At 74.1% G+C, this 14,608-nt stretch carries 16 protein-coding genes and 1 pseudogene; 8 read left to right on the top strand and 9 right to left on the bottom strand.

The window, feature by feature from the left end; genetic code table 11:
* Positions 1-5: 5 nt before the first annotated feature.
* A complete protein-coding gene (locus tag IE275_RS25570; RefSeq protein ID WP_189713839.1) occupies positions 6-749 on the top strand; it encodes a response regulator transcription factor in 744 nt (247 codons plus the stop codon).
* Positions 746-2,359 (top strand): sensor histidine kinase, encoded by a 1,614-nt coding sequence (locus IE275_RS25565; RefSeq protein ID WP_229870565.1) that lies wholly within the window; start codon positions 746-748, stop codon positions 2,357-2,359. The genes IE275_RS25570 and IE275_RS25565 overlap by 4 nt, the downstream gene beginning before the upstream one ends.
* Here IE275_RS25565 and IE275_RS25560 read toward each other — a convergent pair.
* The 5 genes from IE275_RS25560 to IE275_RS25540 form a co-directional block, all read right to left on the bottom strand.
* Positions 2,326-2,994, bottom strand: a complete 669-nt coding sequence (locus IE275_RS25560; protein WP_189713756.1) for a response regulator — start codon at positions 2,992-2,994, stop codon at positions 2,326-2,328. The genes IE275_RS25565 and IE275_RS25560 overlap by 34 nt on opposite strands.
* Positions 2,991-4,370, bottom strand: a complete 1,380-nt coding sequence (locus IE275_RS25555) for a sensor histidine kinase (RefSeq protein ID WP_189713755.1) — start codon at positions 4,368-4,370, stop codon at positions 2,991-2,993. The genes IE275_RS25560 and IE275_RS25555 overlap by 4 nt, the downstream gene beginning before the upstream one ends.
* Before the next feature lie 26 nt (positions 4,371-4,396).
* The gene (locus IE275_RS25550; protein ID WP_189713754.1) at positions 4,397-5,263 is read right to left on the bottom strand and encodes an ABC transporter permease; all 867 of its coding nucleotides are present in this window, start codon (positions 5,261-5,263) and stop codon (positions 4,397-4,399) included.
* Positions 5,263-6,192, bottom strand: coding sequence for an ABC transporter ATP-binding protein (locus IE275_RS25545; RefSeq protein WP_189713753.1), 930 nt, complete (start codon positions 6,190-6,192; stop codon positions 5,263-5,265). The genes IE275_RS25550 and IE275_RS25545 overlap by 1 nt, the downstream gene beginning before the upstream one ends.
* Positions 6,193-6,357: 165 nt before the next feature.
* Positions 6,358-7,302, bottom strand: a complete 945-nt coding sequence (locus IE275_RS25540; RefSeq protein ID WP_189713752.1) for a 5'-nucleotidase — start codon at positions 7,300-7,302, stop codon at positions 6,358-6,360.
* A 188-nt stretch (positions 7,303-7,490) separates the two neighbouring features.
* Here IE275_RS25540 and IE275_RS25535 point away from each other — a divergent pair, with 188 nt between their 5' ends.
* From IE275_RS25535 to IE275_RS25520, 4 genes are read left to right on the top strand one after another with little or no spacing between them, the layout of a single operon-like run.
* The gene (locus IE275_RS25535) at positions 7,491-7,847 is read left to right on the top strand and encodes a Tat pathway signal sequence domain protein (protein ID WP_189713751.1); all 357 of its coding nucleotides are present in this window, start codon (positions 7,491-7,493) and stop codon (positions 7,845-7,847) included.
* Positions 7,844-8,575, top strand: coding sequence for a class F sortase (locus tag IE275_RS25530; RefSeq protein ID WP_189713750.1), 732 nt, complete (start codon positions 7,844-7,846; stop codon positions 8,573-8,575). Before IE275_RS25535 ends, IE275_RS25530 begins: the two co-directional genes overlap by 4 nt.
* The gene (locus tag IE275_RS25525; protein WP_189713749.1) at positions 8,572-9,072 is read left to right on the top strand and encodes an RNA polymerase sigma factor; all 501 of its coding nucleotides are present in this window, start codon (positions 8,572-8,574) and stop codon (positions 9,070-9,072) included. Before IE275_RS25530 ends, IE275_RS25525 begins: the two co-directional genes overlap by 4 nt.
* Positions 9,056-9,571: a hypothetical protein gene (locus IE275_RS25520; RefSeq protein WP_189713748.1), complete on the top strand. Its 516-nt coding sequence runs from the start codon at positions 9,056-9,058 to the stop codon at positions 9,569-9,571. Before IE275_RS25525 ends, IE275_RS25520 begins: the two co-directional genes overlap by 17 nt.
* Before the next feature lie 12 nt (positions 9,572-9,583).
* Here IE275_RS25520 and IE275_RS25515 read toward each other — a convergent pair whose 3' ends face one another.
* Positions 9,584-10,471: a DUF8832 domain-containing protein gene (locus tag IE275_RS25515; RefSeq protein WP_189713747.1), complete on the bottom strand. Its 888-nt coding sequence runs from the start codon at positions 10,469-10,471 to the stop codon at positions 9,584-9,586.
* Positions 10,472-10,635: 164 nt separating this feature from the next.
* On the opposite strand from IE275_RS25515, the gene IE275_RS25510 reads away from it, so the two are divergent.
* Positions 10,636-11,157, top strand: a complete 522-nt coding sequence (locus IE275_RS25510; protein ID WP_189713746.1) for a hypothetical protein — start codon at positions 10,636-10,638, stop codon at positions 11,155-11,157.
* A 242-nt stretch (positions 11,158-11,399) separates the two neighbouring features.
* Here the strand turns inward: IE275_RS25510 and IE275_RS25505 are convergent, their stop codons facing one another.
* Positions 11,400-11,822, bottom strand: coding sequence for a winged helix-turn-helix transcriptional regulator (locus IE275_RS25505; protein ID WP_189713745.1), 423 nt, complete (start codon positions 11,820-11,822; stop codon positions 11,400-11,402).
* A gap of 40 nt (positions 11,823-11,862) precedes the next feature.
* Between IE275_RS25505 and IE275_RS25500 the strand changes: the two genes are divergently transcribed.
* Complete coding sequence (locus IE275_RS25500) at positions 11,863-12,465, top strand: NADPH-dependent F420 reductase (RefSeq protein WP_189713744.1); 603 nt, start codon at positions 11,863-11,865, stop codon at positions 12,463-12,465.
* Here the strand turns inward: IE275_RS25500 and IE275_RS25495 are convergent.
* A complete protein-coding gene (locus IE275_RS25495) occupies positions 12,462-13,148 on the bottom strand; it encodes a glycerophosphodiester phosphodiesterase (protein WP_189713743.1) in 687 nt (228 codons plus the stop codon). The two genes, IE275_RS25500 and IE275_RS25495, sit on opposite strands and share 4 nt — an antisense overlap.
* A gap of 15 nt (positions 13,149-13,163) precedes the next feature.
* Positions 13,164-14,382: pseudogene (locus tag IE275_RS25490) on the bottom strand (adenosine deaminase).
* Positions 14,383-14,608 lie beyond the last annotated feature (226 nt).

Genomic DNA, 14,608 nt, shown 5'->3' with positions numbered 1-14,608 from the left:
CACCCATGCACCCGCAGACGCCCGTCGAACGGACGACGGCCGCCCCGGAGGTGAACCTGCTGGTCGTGGACGACGAGTCCACCGTGCGGGAGCTGCTGTGCGCGGCGCTGCGGCACGCCGGTTTCACCGTCGCCGCGGCCGGCACCGGCCAGGAGGCGCTGGACCGGGCCCGCGAGGTGTCGCCCGACCTGGTCCTGCTCGACGTCATGCTGCCCGACCTGGACGGCTTCGAGGTGATCCGGCGGCTGCGCGAGCAGCACCGGCCCGCGCCCGCGCCCCGGGGCGGGCATGTCCCGGTCGTGTTCCTCACCGCCCGTGACGCGACCCAGGACAAGATCGAGGGCCTGGTGCTGGGCGGGGACGACTACGTGACCAAGCCGTTCGACCTCCAGGAGCTGATCGCCCGCATCCGTGCCGTGCTGCGCCGCACCGGCGGCGACCCCACCGCGCTGCTGCGCGCCGCCGACCTGGAGCTGGACCCCGACGGGGTGCAGGCGACCCGCGCGGGCGAGCCGCTGCGGCTGTCACCCACCGAGTTCCGGCTGCTGCGCTACCTGATGACCAACGCCGGGCGCACGGTGTCCAAGACGCAGATCCTCCAGCGGGTGTGGGACTACGACTTCAACGGCGACACCGGAATCGTCGACACCTACATCAGCTATCTGCGCCGGAAGATCGACAACGGCGGTCCGAAGCTCATCCACACCGTGCACGGCGTCGGGTACGTCCTGCGGGGACCGAAGCCGTGACCGGCCCCCGCGTCCTGTGGTCGCGCGCGTCCCTGCGGGCCCGTGTGCTGCTGCCGGCCGTCGCCCTGCTGACAGCCGGGTTCACGGCGTTCGGCCTGGTCACCGGCAACGCCCTGCGCGACTACATGGAGGACCGCGTCGACGCCCAACTCCGCGCCACCGCGCAGGTGTTCGCCCTGCTGCCGCCCACCGTGGCGGAGAACGGCGCCGACCGGAAGCCGCCCGCGGGCCTCGCCGACTTCAGCACGGACGTCCTCGGCAACCCCGTCATCACCTATGTCACCGCGGACGGCACCGTCGAGACCAGCGTCGACTCCCTCGCCGGAACCGACCGGACCGACCGGGCGCGGGGGCCCGCGCCGCCCCGGATGGACACGGCCGCCGTCGCCGCCGCGGGCGGCCGCCCGTTCACCGTCGGCAGCACCACGGGCGACACCCGCTGGCGGATGATCGCCGTGCCCCGGGCCACCCGGGCGCTGCTGCCGGGGGCCACGGCGACGCCGTCCGGCACCTCCGGCAGCGTCCTCGTGGCGACCACGACGGCCAAGGTGGACGGCACCGTGAACCGGATGTGGCGGATCTACCGGAGCACGGGACTGGCGCTGCTCGCCGTGCTGGCCGTGGCCGGCTGGTTCGCGGTCCGGTCCGGGCTGCGGCCGCTGTCCCGCGTCGAACAGACCGCCGCCGAGATCGCGGGCGGCGACCTCACCCGCCGGGTCCCCGAACTGGCGGGCCCGAACACGGAGCTGGGGCGACTGGCCGGGGCGCTGAACACCATGCTCCACCAGCTGGAGACCGCCTTCGCCGCCCGCGCCGAGTCCGAGGCGCGGATGAGCCGGTTCGTCGCCGACGCCAGCCACGAGCTGCGCACCCCGCTCGCCGGCATCAAGGGCCTGACCGACCTGCACCGCATGGGCGCCCTCGCCGACCGCGAGGACGTCGACGCCACGATGGACCGGATCGCCCGGGAGTCCGAGCGGCTCACCCGGCTCGTCGAGGACATGCTGATGCTGGCCCGCCTCGACGAACACGCGCTGAGGACCACGGGGCGCCCCGGTCCGGGCGCGCCCGGCGTCCCCTCGGGCCTCGACCTCGCCCCCGCGGACCTGCGCACCCTGGCCGCCGACGCCCTCCACGACGTACGCGCCCTGGACCCGGCCCGCGCCGTCACGCTCACCGGACCGGCCGGCGAAGGACCGCCCGCGGCCGCGCCCGCCCTCGCCGACGAGGCCCGGCTGCGCCAGGTCGTCACCAACCTGGTCGGCAACGCCGTCGCCCACACACCGCCGGGCACACCCCTGCGGATCGGCGTCGGCACGGCCGGCGGCCACGCCGTCCTGGAGGTCGCCGACGAGGGACCGGGCCTCACCCCTGACCAGAGCGGCCGCATCTTCGAACGCTTCTACCGCGCGGACGCCTCCCGGAACCGGGCCACCGGCGGCGCGGGCCTCGGGCTGTCCATCGTCCACTCCCTGGTGACCGCCCACGCGGGCCGCGTCGAGGTCGACTCGGCCCCCGGCCGGGGCGCCACCTTCCGGGTCCTGCTCCCGCTGCTCCCCGACCGTTCGGACCCGCCCTACGGCTTGGCCCTGACCAGTCCGGCGTCGTAGGCCATGATCACGGCCTGGATGCGGTCGCGGGCGCCGATCTTGGCGAGGACCCGTCCGACGTGCTTCTTCACCGTGGACTCGGTGAGGACGAACCGTTCGGCGATCTCCGTGTTCGTCCAGCCCTGGCCGATGGCGACCAGGACCTCGCGTTCGCGGTCGCTGAGGGTCCGCAACCGGGGGTCCTCCGGGGCGGCGGCGCCGGCCGGGGCGAGCACCTGGTGGGCGTAGGCGTCCAGCAGCCGCCGGGTCAGCCGGGGGGCCACCACGGCGTCGCCGGTCGCCACCGCCTGGATGCCGGCCACCAGTTCCTCGGGGCGGGCGTCCTTGAGCAGGAAACCGCTGGCTCCCGCGCGCAGGCCGTCGTACACGTACTCGTCCAGATCGAAGGTGGTCACGATGAGCACGCGGGTACGGCCCCCGGAGGCGATGATGCGGCGGGTGGCCTCCAGGCCGTCCATGCCGGGCATCCGGATGTCCATCAGGACGACGTCGGGCCGTAGCTGCGCGGCCAGCCGGACGGCCTCGGCGCCGTGCTCGGCCTCCCCGACCGAGGTCAGGCCCGGGGTGCCCTCCAGGAGCATGCGGACACCCATGCGCTGGAGGGGCTGGTCGTCGGCGATCAGCACGGTGGTCATGACAGAGGTTCTCCTGGTGCCGGCGGGGCGGTTGAGGGGGGAGCGTCGAGCACGACGTCCACGAGCCAGCCGTGGCCGGTGTCGCGCGGGCCGAGGGTGACGGTGCCGCCGAACATGGCGGCCCGCTGGCGGATGCCGACCAGACCGTGCCCGGACGCTCCCGGGCCGCTCGGGCCGGTCGGCCCCGGATGTGCCGGCCCGGCCGGGGCTCCCGGGGGCGTGCCGGTGTCGGCGACCCGGATCCGTACCGTGCCGGCGCCGGCCGCCACGCAGACCTCGGCGGCGGAGCCCGTACCCGCGTGCTTCAGCGTGTTGGTCAGCGCCTCCTGGACGATGCGGTACACGGTGAGCTGCACCCCGTCCCCCAGGGCGTCGAGGTCGCCGACGGTCCGATAGGTCACCTTCAGGCCCGCCGCGCGCACCCGCGTCAGCAGGGGGTCCAGATCACGGATCCCCGGCTGCGGGCCGAGCGCCCGTTCGTCGTCCCGCTCCTCGCGCAGGACGCCGAGAACCCGGCGGAGTTCGCTCATGGCCTGCCGGCCGGTGTCGCCGAGGATGCGCAGGGCCTCGGCGGACCGCTCGTTCCGGTTGGCGGCGAGGGTCGCGGCGCCGTCGGCGACGCTGACCATGACGGAGAGGTTGTGGCCGACGATGTCGTGCATCTCGCGGGCCACCCGGGAGCGTTCGGCGGCGGCGGTCAGCCGGACCCGCTGCTCGTGCTCGATCTCCAGGCGCCTGGCGCGGTCCTCCAGCGCCGCCAGGTACATCTCGCGGATCCGGAGGGTCAGACCGGTGGCGGTGGCCGCCGTCACCGTCCCCAGCAGGAAGAAGACGCCGAGCAGCGGATGTTCGACGGGCACCAGGAAGCAGACGGCCAGGATCAGGCCGGCGGCGGTCACCCCGACGGCCAGGCCCAGCACCCGCAGCGACCCCCGCCGGGCCAGGGTGTACAGGGCGATGAGGGCGGCGATGCCGGCCGGCAGCCACAGGCCCAGCGACCACTGGGCCAGCGACACCAGCCCGATCACGAAGAACGCGACCGCCGGGGCCCTGCGCCGCCACCACAGCGGCACGGCGAGCGCGACGGTGAAGGCGAACGGGACGAAGGACGGCAGCCGGTCACGGGTGTCCGCGTCCCCGAACGGCGAGTTGCCGCCACCCCACAGCAGGTCGGGAAGGCTGACGCAGACGACGGCCAGCACCACCGCGGTGTCGAACAGCCACGGATACCGGCGGTCCAGCCGCCGCCGGTCCCGCTGGCCGCGCAGCAGCCGCCCCAGGAGCGGGTGCGCCCAGGCCGCCTCGATCCCGGGGGACGGCGGCACGGCCGTCCCCCGGGCGGTGTCCGCGGCGGCTGCCGCGCGGTCCGCGCTCATGGCCACCATTGTCCTCGCGGCCCTGGTCAGGCGTCGGTGCGGACGAGCCGGACGGCCGCCCCGGCCAGCGCCAGCGCCACCCAGCCGGCGAACACCGCGAGCCCCGCCCCGGGCGAGAGGGCGTCCGAGGCCTCGTGCAGGGCGTAGACGGCGGACCCCGCGTTGCTGGGGAAGTAGGGGCTGAGCGTGTCGTACCAGGAGTCGGGCAGCAGCGAGGCCAGGCCGGGCAGGATCAGCAGGATGCCGACCAGGGCCGCGATGGCTCCGGCGGAGTTGCGCAGCAGCACGCCCAGGGCCACACCGAAGACGGCGACCAGACCGAGGTAGACGCCCGCGCCGGCCAGGCTGCGCAGGACGCCGTCGTCGCCCAGGGACAGGGCGATCCGCTCGCCGTCCAGTCCCGGTGTGCCCAGCTGGAACGCGGCCAGCGCGCCGAGCGTGGCCAGGACCAGGGCGACGGGCCCGATCACGGCGGCCTTCGCCCACAGCACGGGCAGCCGGCGCGGGACCGCGGCGAGCGTGGAGCGGATCATGCCGGTGCCGTACTCGCCCGCGGCGAGCAGCACCCCGAGCACGCCGACGGCCAGCTGCGCGAAGGACACGCCGGTCAGGGCCAGGCTGACCGCGTCGCTGTCGCCGCCGGCGCCCGGGCCGGGCGGCCCGCCGGTCGCGACGGCGTCGGGACTGTAGGTGGAGGAGGCGATCGCTCCGAAGAGGACCAGCACGAACACGGCGACGCCCAGCGTGATCCAGCTGGAGCGCAGCGACCAGAACTTGCCCCACTCGGAGCGCAGGACCCGGACACCGGTCACCTTGTAGCGGGCCGGGGACGTGGTGGGTTCCGGCGCCGCGGAGAGGCCGGCGCGCCGGCGGCGCAGTGCGGTGGCGGGCATCAGGCGGCCTTTCGCTCGGTGTCGGCCGGAGCACTCTGGTACTCGACGACGTCGTGGGTGAGTTCCATGAACGCCGTCTCCAGTGAGACGGCCTGCGGGGTGAGTTCGTACAGCGGCACGCCGTGCTGGACGGCGACGGTCCCGATCTCCCGGGCGTCGCGCCCGGTGACCAGCAGCTCCTCGGCGGAGGACGAGCTGATCGTGACGTCGGGGGCGGCCAGCAGCGAGCGCAGCCTCGCCGTCTCGGCGGTGACGACCTTCACGCCGCCGCCACCGGCCTCCCGGGTGAAGTCGTCGACCGTGGTGTCGGCGAGCAGCCGGCCCCTTCCGATGATCACCAGGTGGTCGGCGATCAGCGCGGTCTCGCTCATCAGATGCGAGGAGAGCATCACGGCCCGGCCCTCGTCGGCCAGGGAACGCAGCAGGTTGCGGACCCAGCGCACGCCCTCGGGGTCCAGGCCGTTGACCGGTTCGTCGAGCATGACGATCGCCGGGTCGCCCAGCAGGGCGGAGGCGATGCCGAGCCGCTGCCCCATGCCGAGCGAGAAGGCACCCACCCGCTTGCCGGCCACGCTCGTCAGTCCCGCCAGCTCGATGACCTCGTCCACCCGGCGGCGCGGAATGCCGTGGGTGTGCGCGAGCGCCATCAGATGGCGGAACGCGCTGCGCCCGGGGTGGACGGACCTGGCCTCCAGCAGGGTGCCGATCTCGTGCAGCGGCGCGGCGTGCCGGGCGTAGGAGCGTCCGTTGACGGTGACCGCGCCCCGGGTGGGGGCGTCCAGGCCGACGATCATGCGCATGGTCGTGGACTTGCCCGCCCCGTTGGGGCCGAGGAAGCCGGTCACCTCACCGGGCCTGACGGTGAAGCTCAGGTTGTCCACGACGGTCTTGTCGCCGTACCGCTTCGTCAGCTCACGCGCTTCGATCATGGGGTGCGCCTTTCCTGCCTCGGATCCGACCGCGGACGTGCCGCGGTGCCTGTGATCGACGCTAGGAGCGCGGCGGGCCGGAACTCTGGGACCGCGGGGGAATCCTCGGCGGGGGAGTGGTACCTGGGTACCACTCCCGGCGCCGTGCGGCGGTGGCCCCGACGATCAGGCGGGCGAGCCGTCCTCGTTGACCACCCCGAAGGGGATGTGGACGCTCGGCGTGGTCGGCGAGGTGCCTTCGAGGTGGCTCTCCTGGTCGTCGAAGAAGATGTGCGGCCGCAGGACTTCCATGACCGTGCTCTTGTCGATACCGCCGAGGAAGAAGGCGTCGTTGACGGTGACACCCCAGTTGTTGAGGCTCAGCACGGCACGCTCGTGCGCGGGCGCGTTGCGGGCCGTGACGATGGAGACGTGGACGCGCATCGCGTACTCCGGGTCGTTCGTGCGCCGTTCCTCCTCGGCCCGCTGGAGCTTGTTGATCTCGCGCAGGAAGTCCCGGAGCGGGCCCGCGTCATGAGGGGTGGTCACGTTCAGGGTCTCGTGGGCGCGGAAGCCCTCCAGGCCGCCCTCCTGGAACACCCGCTCCGACTCGTCACCGGCCAGCACGCCGTCGAAGTCGAAGGCGATCCGCAGATCGCGGTCCTCGGGGTCGTCGTCCACGGCGGCACCGAGGACCCGGCCCGCCGGCAGTCCCCTGGCCACGGCCTCCCGTACGTCGTCGGCGTCGGCGGAGAGGAACAGGGACATGTGCAGCGCCCGCATGAACCGGTAGGGGGCCCGGCCCTGCATGAAGACGGCGCGGCTTATCGGCAGGCCGTGCGCCTTGATCGAGCGCATCACCCGCAGGCCCGTGTCGGGGTCGTTGCGCGACAGGATGATCACCTCGACCAGCGGATCACCCTCGGGCTTCAGGTCGTTCAGCGACAGGACGCGGCGGATGAAGGGGAAGGCGACGCCGGGCCGCAGGGTGCTGTCGAGCTTGGCCCGCTGGTAGGCGCGGTAGCTCTCCTCGCCCCCCTCGCGGAACACGGCATCCGACTCCTCCAGGTCGAAGAGGGCGCTGGAGGCGATTCCGATGACCAGCCGGTTCTCCAGGCTGTAGCGCGACATGAGGGCTCCCCGAGACGTCTTCGCACGTCAGCGACGTGCGCTCGCGCCGACTGTAGCCGCCCCGCACACTTTGCCATCTCTTTGCAACGTGGTCCCGTGCCGCCTCGTCTCTGGGTCCGATCCGCAAACGCGGCCCGTGGGGTCCACCCCGGGCACCGGACGTGCGGACCGACGAAGGAGAGCGACTGATGCGCCGAACCGTCCTTGGTTCCCTGGCCCTCGCGGCCACCGCCGTCCTCGCGGGCGCGGTGCCCGCGTTCGCCGACGGAACCCCGACCCCCGTCCCCGCTCCCGCCCGCAGCGAGTCGCCCCGCGCCGCCGAGGCCGACCCGACCCCGGTCCCGGAGGCCACCACCGCTCCGGCCCCGGCGCCCGGCCAGGTCAGCGCCGTCCCGCGCGGCGCGGCCGACACGGGCGAGGTCCCGGAGGCGGCCGGGTCCGCGGGCCACGGCGGGCTGATCGGCGGGGGCGCCGCCGCCGCGGTGTTCGCCGCGGGCGGCGCGGGTGCCTACCTCGTGCGCCGACGGAGGACGACCGGCGCATGAGCCCCTTCTCCAGGCGCGTCCTGGCCGCCACGGCCCTGGCCGCGCTGCTCACCGGCTGCGCCGGACACGGGGCCGATCCTCCGGCCGTCCCCGCGGCGGACCGGAGCACGGCCACCGCGCGCGGCACCACCGGTACGCCCCCCGCCCCGGCCGGGCGTCCGCTCGCGCGGTCGGTGCCGGTCGGGCTGCGGATCCCCGCGATCGGCGTGGACACCCCGGTCATGCGGCTGGGACTGGCCTCCGACGGCACCGTGCAGGTGCCGCCGATCGAGGAGGACGACCGGGCGGGCTGGTACCGGCACTCGCCGACACCGGGCCAGAGGGGCCCCTCGGTGCTCCTCGGCCATGTCACGGTCGGTGAGTACGGGGACGGCGTCTTCCGGCACCTCGACCGGCTGCGCCGGGGCGACGCGATCCTGGCGCGCCTGGAGAACGGCACGACGGCCCGGTTCGCCGTCACCGAGGTACGGACCGTCGACAAGACGGACTTCCCGACGCGGGACGTCTACGGGAACGTGGACCGGCCGGAACTGCGTCTCATCACGTGCGGTGGTCCCCGGGCCGGGGACGGCTACCGCGACAACGTGATCGTCTTCGCCGCCCTGGACCGGACGGCCTCCGATGCCGGATCCTCGGACACCGCGTCCTCGAAGTCCTCACAGTCCTCGCAGTCCTCGGCGTCCTCGAAGTCCGTGAACTCCTCGAACACCCCTGCGGGAGAACGTTGAAACGCCCCGCCAGGTCCCGGGAGAGGGCGGCGTCCGAGCTGTTCGCCGCCCTCTACCCACGGCTCGCCGGCTGGTGCCGCCGGCTGGTCGACGACGACGAGACCGCCCACGAGATCGCCTCGGAGGCGTTCACCCGCCTCTGGGCCCGCTGGACGTCCGTGGCGGAACCCCAGGGCTTCCTCTACGTCACCGCCGCCAACCTGGTCCGCGACCACTGGCGCAAGCTGGAGCGCGAGCGCCGGGCCGTGCGCCGGGTCACCGCCGAGGCCGCGGTGAGCCCGCACTCCGAGCAGAGCGACCCCTCGGTCCGGCTGCTCGTGCAGTCCCTGCCGGACCGGCTGCGCGTGCCGATCCTGCTGCACTACTACGCTGACATGCCGATCCGGGAGGTGTCCGTGCTGACCGGGCGCAAGGAAGGAACCGTCAAGGCGGATCTGCACGCGGCCCGCGAACTGCTCCGCGCCCATCTGAGGAGAAGCCTTGATCACACCCGCTGACGACTTCGACGACGGCCCGGACCTCGACCCCGACGACCCGCTCACCGTCGTCCTGCGCCCGCCGTCCGCCGGCCGTCTCGCCCCGCCCCCCGGCCGGTACGAGGAGATCCGCCGCGGCGCCTCCCGCCGCCGTGTGCTGCGCGCCGCGGCCGGGGTCGGCACCACCTGCGCGATCGCGGCGCTCGCCCTGCTGCTGCCCCTGCGCCTGACGGCGGAGGAAGGACCGGGCCCGCTGACACCCCCGCTCGCCCCGCCCCCGGCGACCAGCCCCTCCACCGTCCCCGACCCGTCGGCGACCCCCGCGCCGCTCCCTACCCGGGGGAACGGCACCCCGGATGCCCGCGCCGACACCGATGCCCCCAGCCCGGTCCCCGGCCGCACCACGTCCCCGGCCCCTGACGGCCGCCCGACCGCCGCCGCCTCCTCCTCCTCCACGCGCACGCCCACGTCCGCGTCCGCGCAGGAGCGGTCCTCCGTCCAGCCGGCATCGCGGGAGTGAGGTACCGGACGGTCAGTGACCGTCGGTGCCGGCTTCGGCCGTGAACGACGCCGTGTGGACCTCGCCCGCCACCTTGAAGTCGAGGAACAGCCGGTAGGTACCCGTGCTCGGCGTGGCGGCGGTGAAGGACACCGCCGGGCCGCCGGCCGTGCCGGTCCCGGCCTCGTCGTGCGGGTGGACGTGGAGGTACGCGAGGTCTCCGGAGCGCAGGGCGACCAGGTGGCCGTAGGAGCCGAGGTAGGGCTGGAGGGCGGTGACCGGGGTGCCGGAGTCGTCGCGGACGGTGAAGGTCAGGTCGCTCTCCCCGCCGGCGGACAGGGCGCCGTCGAGGGTGACGGTGTAGCCGTCCACGGTGGTGGTCGACGCGGGTGCGGGCATCGCGGTGGCCGTGTACCGGCCGGTGACCGTCAGGTCGGAGCCCAGGGTGAGGCCCTCCCGCGCGCCCGCCGGTACGAAGTCCGCGAAGACGCGGTACGCACCCGCCGCCGGGAGGTCGACCGGCGTGCTCCAGGTGCCGTCGGCCGTCCTGGTCGGGTGCAGATGACGGTAGGTGGTCAGGTCGCGCGAGGCGACGATCAGGTGGAGCTGCTTGCCGTGGGCGGTCCGGTAGCGGGTGACCGCCTCGCCGTGGGCGTCGCGGACGACGAACTCCAGGGTGCCGGGGCGGCCGGCCGTGAGGGCGGTGGTCCGCAGGTCGAGGGTGTGGCCGCCCTCGGAGACCTGGAGTCCGGCGGGGACGAGCGTCCGGGGTGTCGACGCCGCCGGTTCGTGGGGTTCCCCGTGCGCGGCGGGTGCGGGGTCCGAGCCCACGGGTCCGGTCACCGCGCCGACTCCGTAGGCGGCGCCGAAGGCCGCCCCGAGCGCCGCCGTGAACGCGCCGATCTTCTGGAGGGGGTTCATCGCGGGCTCCCGTCGTCGTGGTTGCTCCGATAACACTCCGATACCCCTAGGGGGTATGGGCTCGGATGGCGCCCAGCTTATACCCCCAAGGGGTATCAAGGAAGCGAGACGCCTGCGCGACCCCCACTTTTGAACGCGTTCAATTGCTGGCGTACGCTGCCCCCATGAGCGACAGAGCCGCCCTTGTGAAGGGCATCCGCGCGTGGCTGGTCTTCTTCGTCGTCTGCCTGGTGCTCAGCGGCGCCACGGCCTTCCCCCTCGTCCACGAACTGCGCTGGACCGAGGACCTCTTGCGGGCGCTGTCCGTGCCGGAGCACCTGCCCGCCGCCATGGACTGGATCGTGCGGGTCCGCCAGGGCCTCGACGCCGCCGACGCCGACCACCCCTTCCTCCTCTACGGCACCGACTGGCTGGCCTTCGCCCACCTCGTCATCGCGGTCGCCTTCTACGGGCCCTACCGCGACCCGGTCCGCAACATCTGGGTCGTCGAGTTCGCGATGATCGCCTGCGCCGGCATCGTTCCGCTCGCGCTGATCTGCGGACCGATCCGCGGGATCCCCTTCTGGTGGAGCGTGATCGACATGTCGTTCGGGGTGTTCGGGGTCGTCCCGCTGTACGTCGTCCGGCAGAAGATCAAGCGGCTGGAGCGGCTCGGCCCGAACACCTGGGCCGTGGCGGCCGCTTGAGCACGCGTGCGCGCACCTGCCCGGGCCGCCGGCCGGAAAAAGTGTTATCCGCCGGCCGTGTCGCCCGTCCCCTGGGTGTGATCTCCGACATCGCGAGCGGGGCGCCGACTACGGCCTGAGCGTCTTCCCGTCGGGCCGGGACGCGGTCACGAAGGACATCGGGACCGGGCCGGCACAGGGCGCGAAGCGGTACGGCCTCGTCCGCGACACCGGCGGCGACGACACCCCCGTCCCGCAGTACGTCACCCGCGACCCCCCGGCCGATCCGGCGACGGTGCCCCAGCACTCCCGTCCGTAGCGGCGTGCCCCCGCGGGTGCCCATGGCGGTCCTGGGCCGCCAGCACGTCGTCCCCGTGCTCGAAGGCCCAGGCGCCGACCGCGTCGATCGCCGGGAGCAACGTCCGTCCGAGCGGCGTCAGTTCGTACTCGACGCGGGGCGGGGCACCGCCGTGCGCGCGGCGGTCGACGAGCCCGTTGAACTCCAGCCGCCGCAGCGTCTCCGTCAGCACCTTCTGGCTGATCCCGCCGATGCGCCCGCGCAGTTCGCCGTGGCGCACCGGGCCCTCGCGCAGCGCCCACAGCACCACCGCGTTCCAGGTGTGCGCGAGCAGGTCGAAGGCGAGCCGGGCACGGCAGTCGGCGAGGAATCCCTGGTCCGAGGTCACGTACCGAATGGTGCCCGAGCGGCTTCCTACAGTCCCGGACATGAGAATAGGAATCCTCGGCAACGGAGCGATGGCGGACGCGTTGGGCACCGGGTGGCGGCGCGCCGGGCACCGGGTGGTGGCCGGCGGCCGGTCGGGCGGGCTGCGCGAGGCGGCGGAGTCCGGGACGGACGCGGTGCTGCTCGCGCTGCCGTACGGGGCGGCGGCCGAGGTCGTCGCCGGGCTCGCGGACGTACTGCGCGGGCGGGTGCTGATCGACTGCACCAACCCGGTGGGTCCCGGTTTCCGGCTGCTCACGGCGGGCGGACCGTCGGCCGCCGAACGCATCGCGGCCGCCGCGCCCGCCGCCCGGGTCGTCAAGGCCTTCAACCTCTGCCATGTCGACGTCTGGCGCCTCGACCCGCCGGTCTTCGACGGCCGTCCGCTCGCCGTCCCCCTGTGCGGCGACTCCCCGCCGGCCCTGTCCGTCGTGCGCCGGCTCGTCCGCGACCTGGGCTGCGAGCCCCTGAACGCCGGGGGGCTGGACCGGGCCGGGCTGGTCGAGGCGACGGCGGCGCTGCTGATCGGACTGTGGGTGGGGGAGGGTGCGGACGCCCAGGCGATCGCACCCCCGCTGACCCACGCGGGCCCCCGCGCCTGTTAGCCCTGCTTGCGTACAGCCGTGAGGGCGTCGATGCGGTTGGTGGTGATCGAGTCGACGCCCAGGTCGATGAGGCGGCGCATGGAGCGGCGGGTGTCCGGCGTCCATACGGAGAGCAGATGGCCGCCGTGGTGGACCCGGGCCGCCAGGTCGCGGTCGGCCAGCGAGAAGCGGTAGTTGAGCCAGCGGGGCTTGACCGCGGCCAGCAGGACGGGCCGCGGGGGTGCCAGGCTGGTGCAGGTCAGCGCGATCTCGGCGGCCGGGTCGGCCGCGCGGACGGCGAGCATCGCGGTGGCGTCGGCGCAGTAGTAGGCGCGGTCGGCCGCTCCGGCCTCCCGTACGGCGTCCACCACCCGGCGGGCCGCCCGCGGCTCCCGGGTGCCGGGCAGGTCGAGCATCACCCGGGTGCCGTCGGTCGCCGCGAGCGCCTCCGCGAGGGTCGGCACCCCGCCCGCCGTCAGCCCCCGCACCTCGGCCGCCGACAGCGACCGCAGCGGCCGGTCCAGGCCCCACAGCCGCTTCAGCGTCGCGTCGTGCAGCAGCACGGGCACGCCGTCCCGGGTGAGCCGTACATCGAACTCGACGGCGTCCGCGCCGCGGTCGAGCGCGGAACGCAGCGAGTCGATCGTGTTCTCACGGAAGCGGTACGGGTCGCCGCGATGGGCCACGGCAGTCACGGTCTGCATGGGCCCATTGTGACGTCAGGGGGCGAGCCACCCGGCCGTGTACGTGTCGATCTCGCCCCGGACACGTGCCTTGCCGGCGTCGTCGAGGAAGGACGCCTCGACCGCGTTCTTCGCCAGGTCGGCGACGCCCCGCTCGTCGAGGTCGAGGAGACGGGCGGCGACCGCGTACTCGTTGTCGAGGTCGGTGCCGAACATCGGCGGGTCGTCGGAGTTGATCGTGACCAGGACGCCGGCCTTCACGAACTCCTTGATCGGGTGCTCGTCGAGGGTGCGGACCGCGCGGGTGGCGATGTTGGAGGTCGGGCACACCTCCAGCGCGATGCGGTGCTCGGCGAGGTGCGCGAGCAGCTTCTCGTCCTGGGCGGAGCTGGTGCCGTGCCCGATGCGCTCGGCGCGCAGGTAGGTGAGCGCGTCCCACACCGTCTCCGGACCGGTGGTCTCGCCGGCGTGCGGCACCGAACGCAGGCCGGCCGCGATCGCCCGGTCGAAGTAGGGCTTGAACTGGGGGCGCGGTACGCCGATCTCGGGGCCGCCGAGCCCGAACGAGACCAGGCCCTCCGGGCGGAGACGGTCGGTGGTGGCCAGCCGCGTGGTCTCCTCGGCCGACTCCAGCCCGGCCTCGCCGGGGATGTCGAAGCACCAGCGCAGTACGGTCCCGAACTCGGTCTCGGCCGCCTTGCGCGCGTCCTCGATCGCCTCCATGAACGCCAGCTCGTCGATCCCGCGCCGGGTGGAGGAGAACGGCGTGATGGTCAGCTCGGCGTACCGCACCTGCTGCCGGGCCAGGTCGCGGGCGACCTCGTAGGTCAGCAGCCGGACGTCCTCCGGGGTGCGGATGAGGTCCACGACCGACAGGTACACGTCGATGAAGTGCGCGAAGTCCGTGAACGTGAAGTAGTCGACCAGGGCCTCGGGGTCCGAGGGCACCTTGGAGTCGGGGTGGCGGGCGGCCAGCTCGGCCACGATCCGGGGGGAGGCGGAGCCGACGTGATGGACGTGCAGTTCGGCCTTGGGCAGCCCCGCGATGAAACCGTGCAGGTCACGGGCGCCGGCCGCGGCCGACGAAGTGGGCCCTGCGGGCACGGCGGAAGCGTCGAAGCGATCGGTCAAGATGTCCTCCCCGGGACGGCGCCCCGGGCCCTCGGGCCGGACGGGACGCGGGTGATCGGCTGATCGGTGGGTCGGGATCATCGTAGGCGGAGGCCGTGCGAACCGGCTCTCGCCCCTGACCGATCCGGCGGGCTCGCCCGAGGGAACCGGCGGGTTCGGCCGAGGGAACCGGTGAGTTCGCCCGAGGGAACCGGTGGGTTTCGGCCGACCGGCCCGACCGAGCGGCGGGCTCGGCCGACCGAGCGTCCGGCCCGGTGGGCTCGCCTCCGACCCGTCAGGGTCAGCCGACCGATCGACGTGCTCGGCCGTGCGGTCCCGTCGGTCACGGCTGCCGGGTCTGTGCCGGTGCC

Origin of the sequence: Streptomyces phaeofaciens (assembly GCF_014648915.1) — a bacterium.
Lineage (GTDB): Bacteria > Actinomycetota > Actinomycetes > Streptomycetales > Streptomycetaceae > Streptomyces > Streptomyces phaeofaciens.
This window is presented reverse-complemented; position numbering and strand designations above follow the sequence as displayed.

Coding starts and splice junctions, on each gene's coding strand:
- IE275_RS25545 (WP_189713753.1), bottom strand. CDS start 6,192: ATGATCGAAGCGCGTGAGCTGACGAAGCGGTACGGCGACAAGACCGTC.
- IE275_RS25495 (WP_189713743.1), bottom strand. CDS start 13,148: ATGCAGACCGTGACTGCCGTGGCCCATCGCGGCGACCCGTACCGCTTC.
- IE275_RS25530 (WP_189713750.1), top strand. CDS start 7,844: ATGAGCCCCTTCTCCAGGCGCGTCCTGGCCGCCACGGCCCTGGCCGCG.
- IE275_RS25560 (WP_189713756.1), bottom strand. CDS start 2,994: ATGACCACCGTGCTGATCGCCGACGACCAGCCCCTCCAGCGCATGGGT.
- IE275_RS25550 (WP_189713754.1), bottom strand. CDS start 5,263: ATGCCCGCCACCGCACTGCGCCGCCGGCGCGCCGGCCTCTCCGCGGCG.
- IE275_RS25500 (WP_189713744.1), top strand. CDS start 11,863: ATGAGAATAGGAATCCTCGGCAACGGAGCGATGGCGGACGCGTTGGGC.
- IE275_RS25535 (WP_189713751.1), top strand. CDS start 7,491: ATGCGCCGAACCGTCCTTGGTTCCCTGGCCCTCGCGGCCACCGCCGTC.
- IE275_RS25515 (WP_189713747.1), bottom strand. CDS start 10,471: ATGAACCCCCTCCAGAAGATCGGCGCGTTCACGGCGGCGCTCGGGGCG.
- IE275_RS25570 (WP_189713839.1), top strand. CDS start 6: ATGCACCCGCAGACGCCCGTCGAACGGACGACGGCCGCCCCGGAGGTG.
- IE275_RS25510 (WP_189713746.1), top strand. CDS start 10,636: ATGAGCGACAGAGCCGCCCTTGTGAAGGGCATCCGCGCGTGGCTGGTC.
- IE275_RS25540 (WP_189713752.1), bottom strand. CDS start 7,302: ATGTCGCGCTACAGCCTGGAGAACCGGCTGGTCATCGGAATCGCCTCC.
- IE275_RS25555 (WP_189713755.1), bottom strand. CDS start 4,370: ATGAGCGCGGACCGCGCGGCAGCCGCCGCGGACACCGCCCGGGGGACG.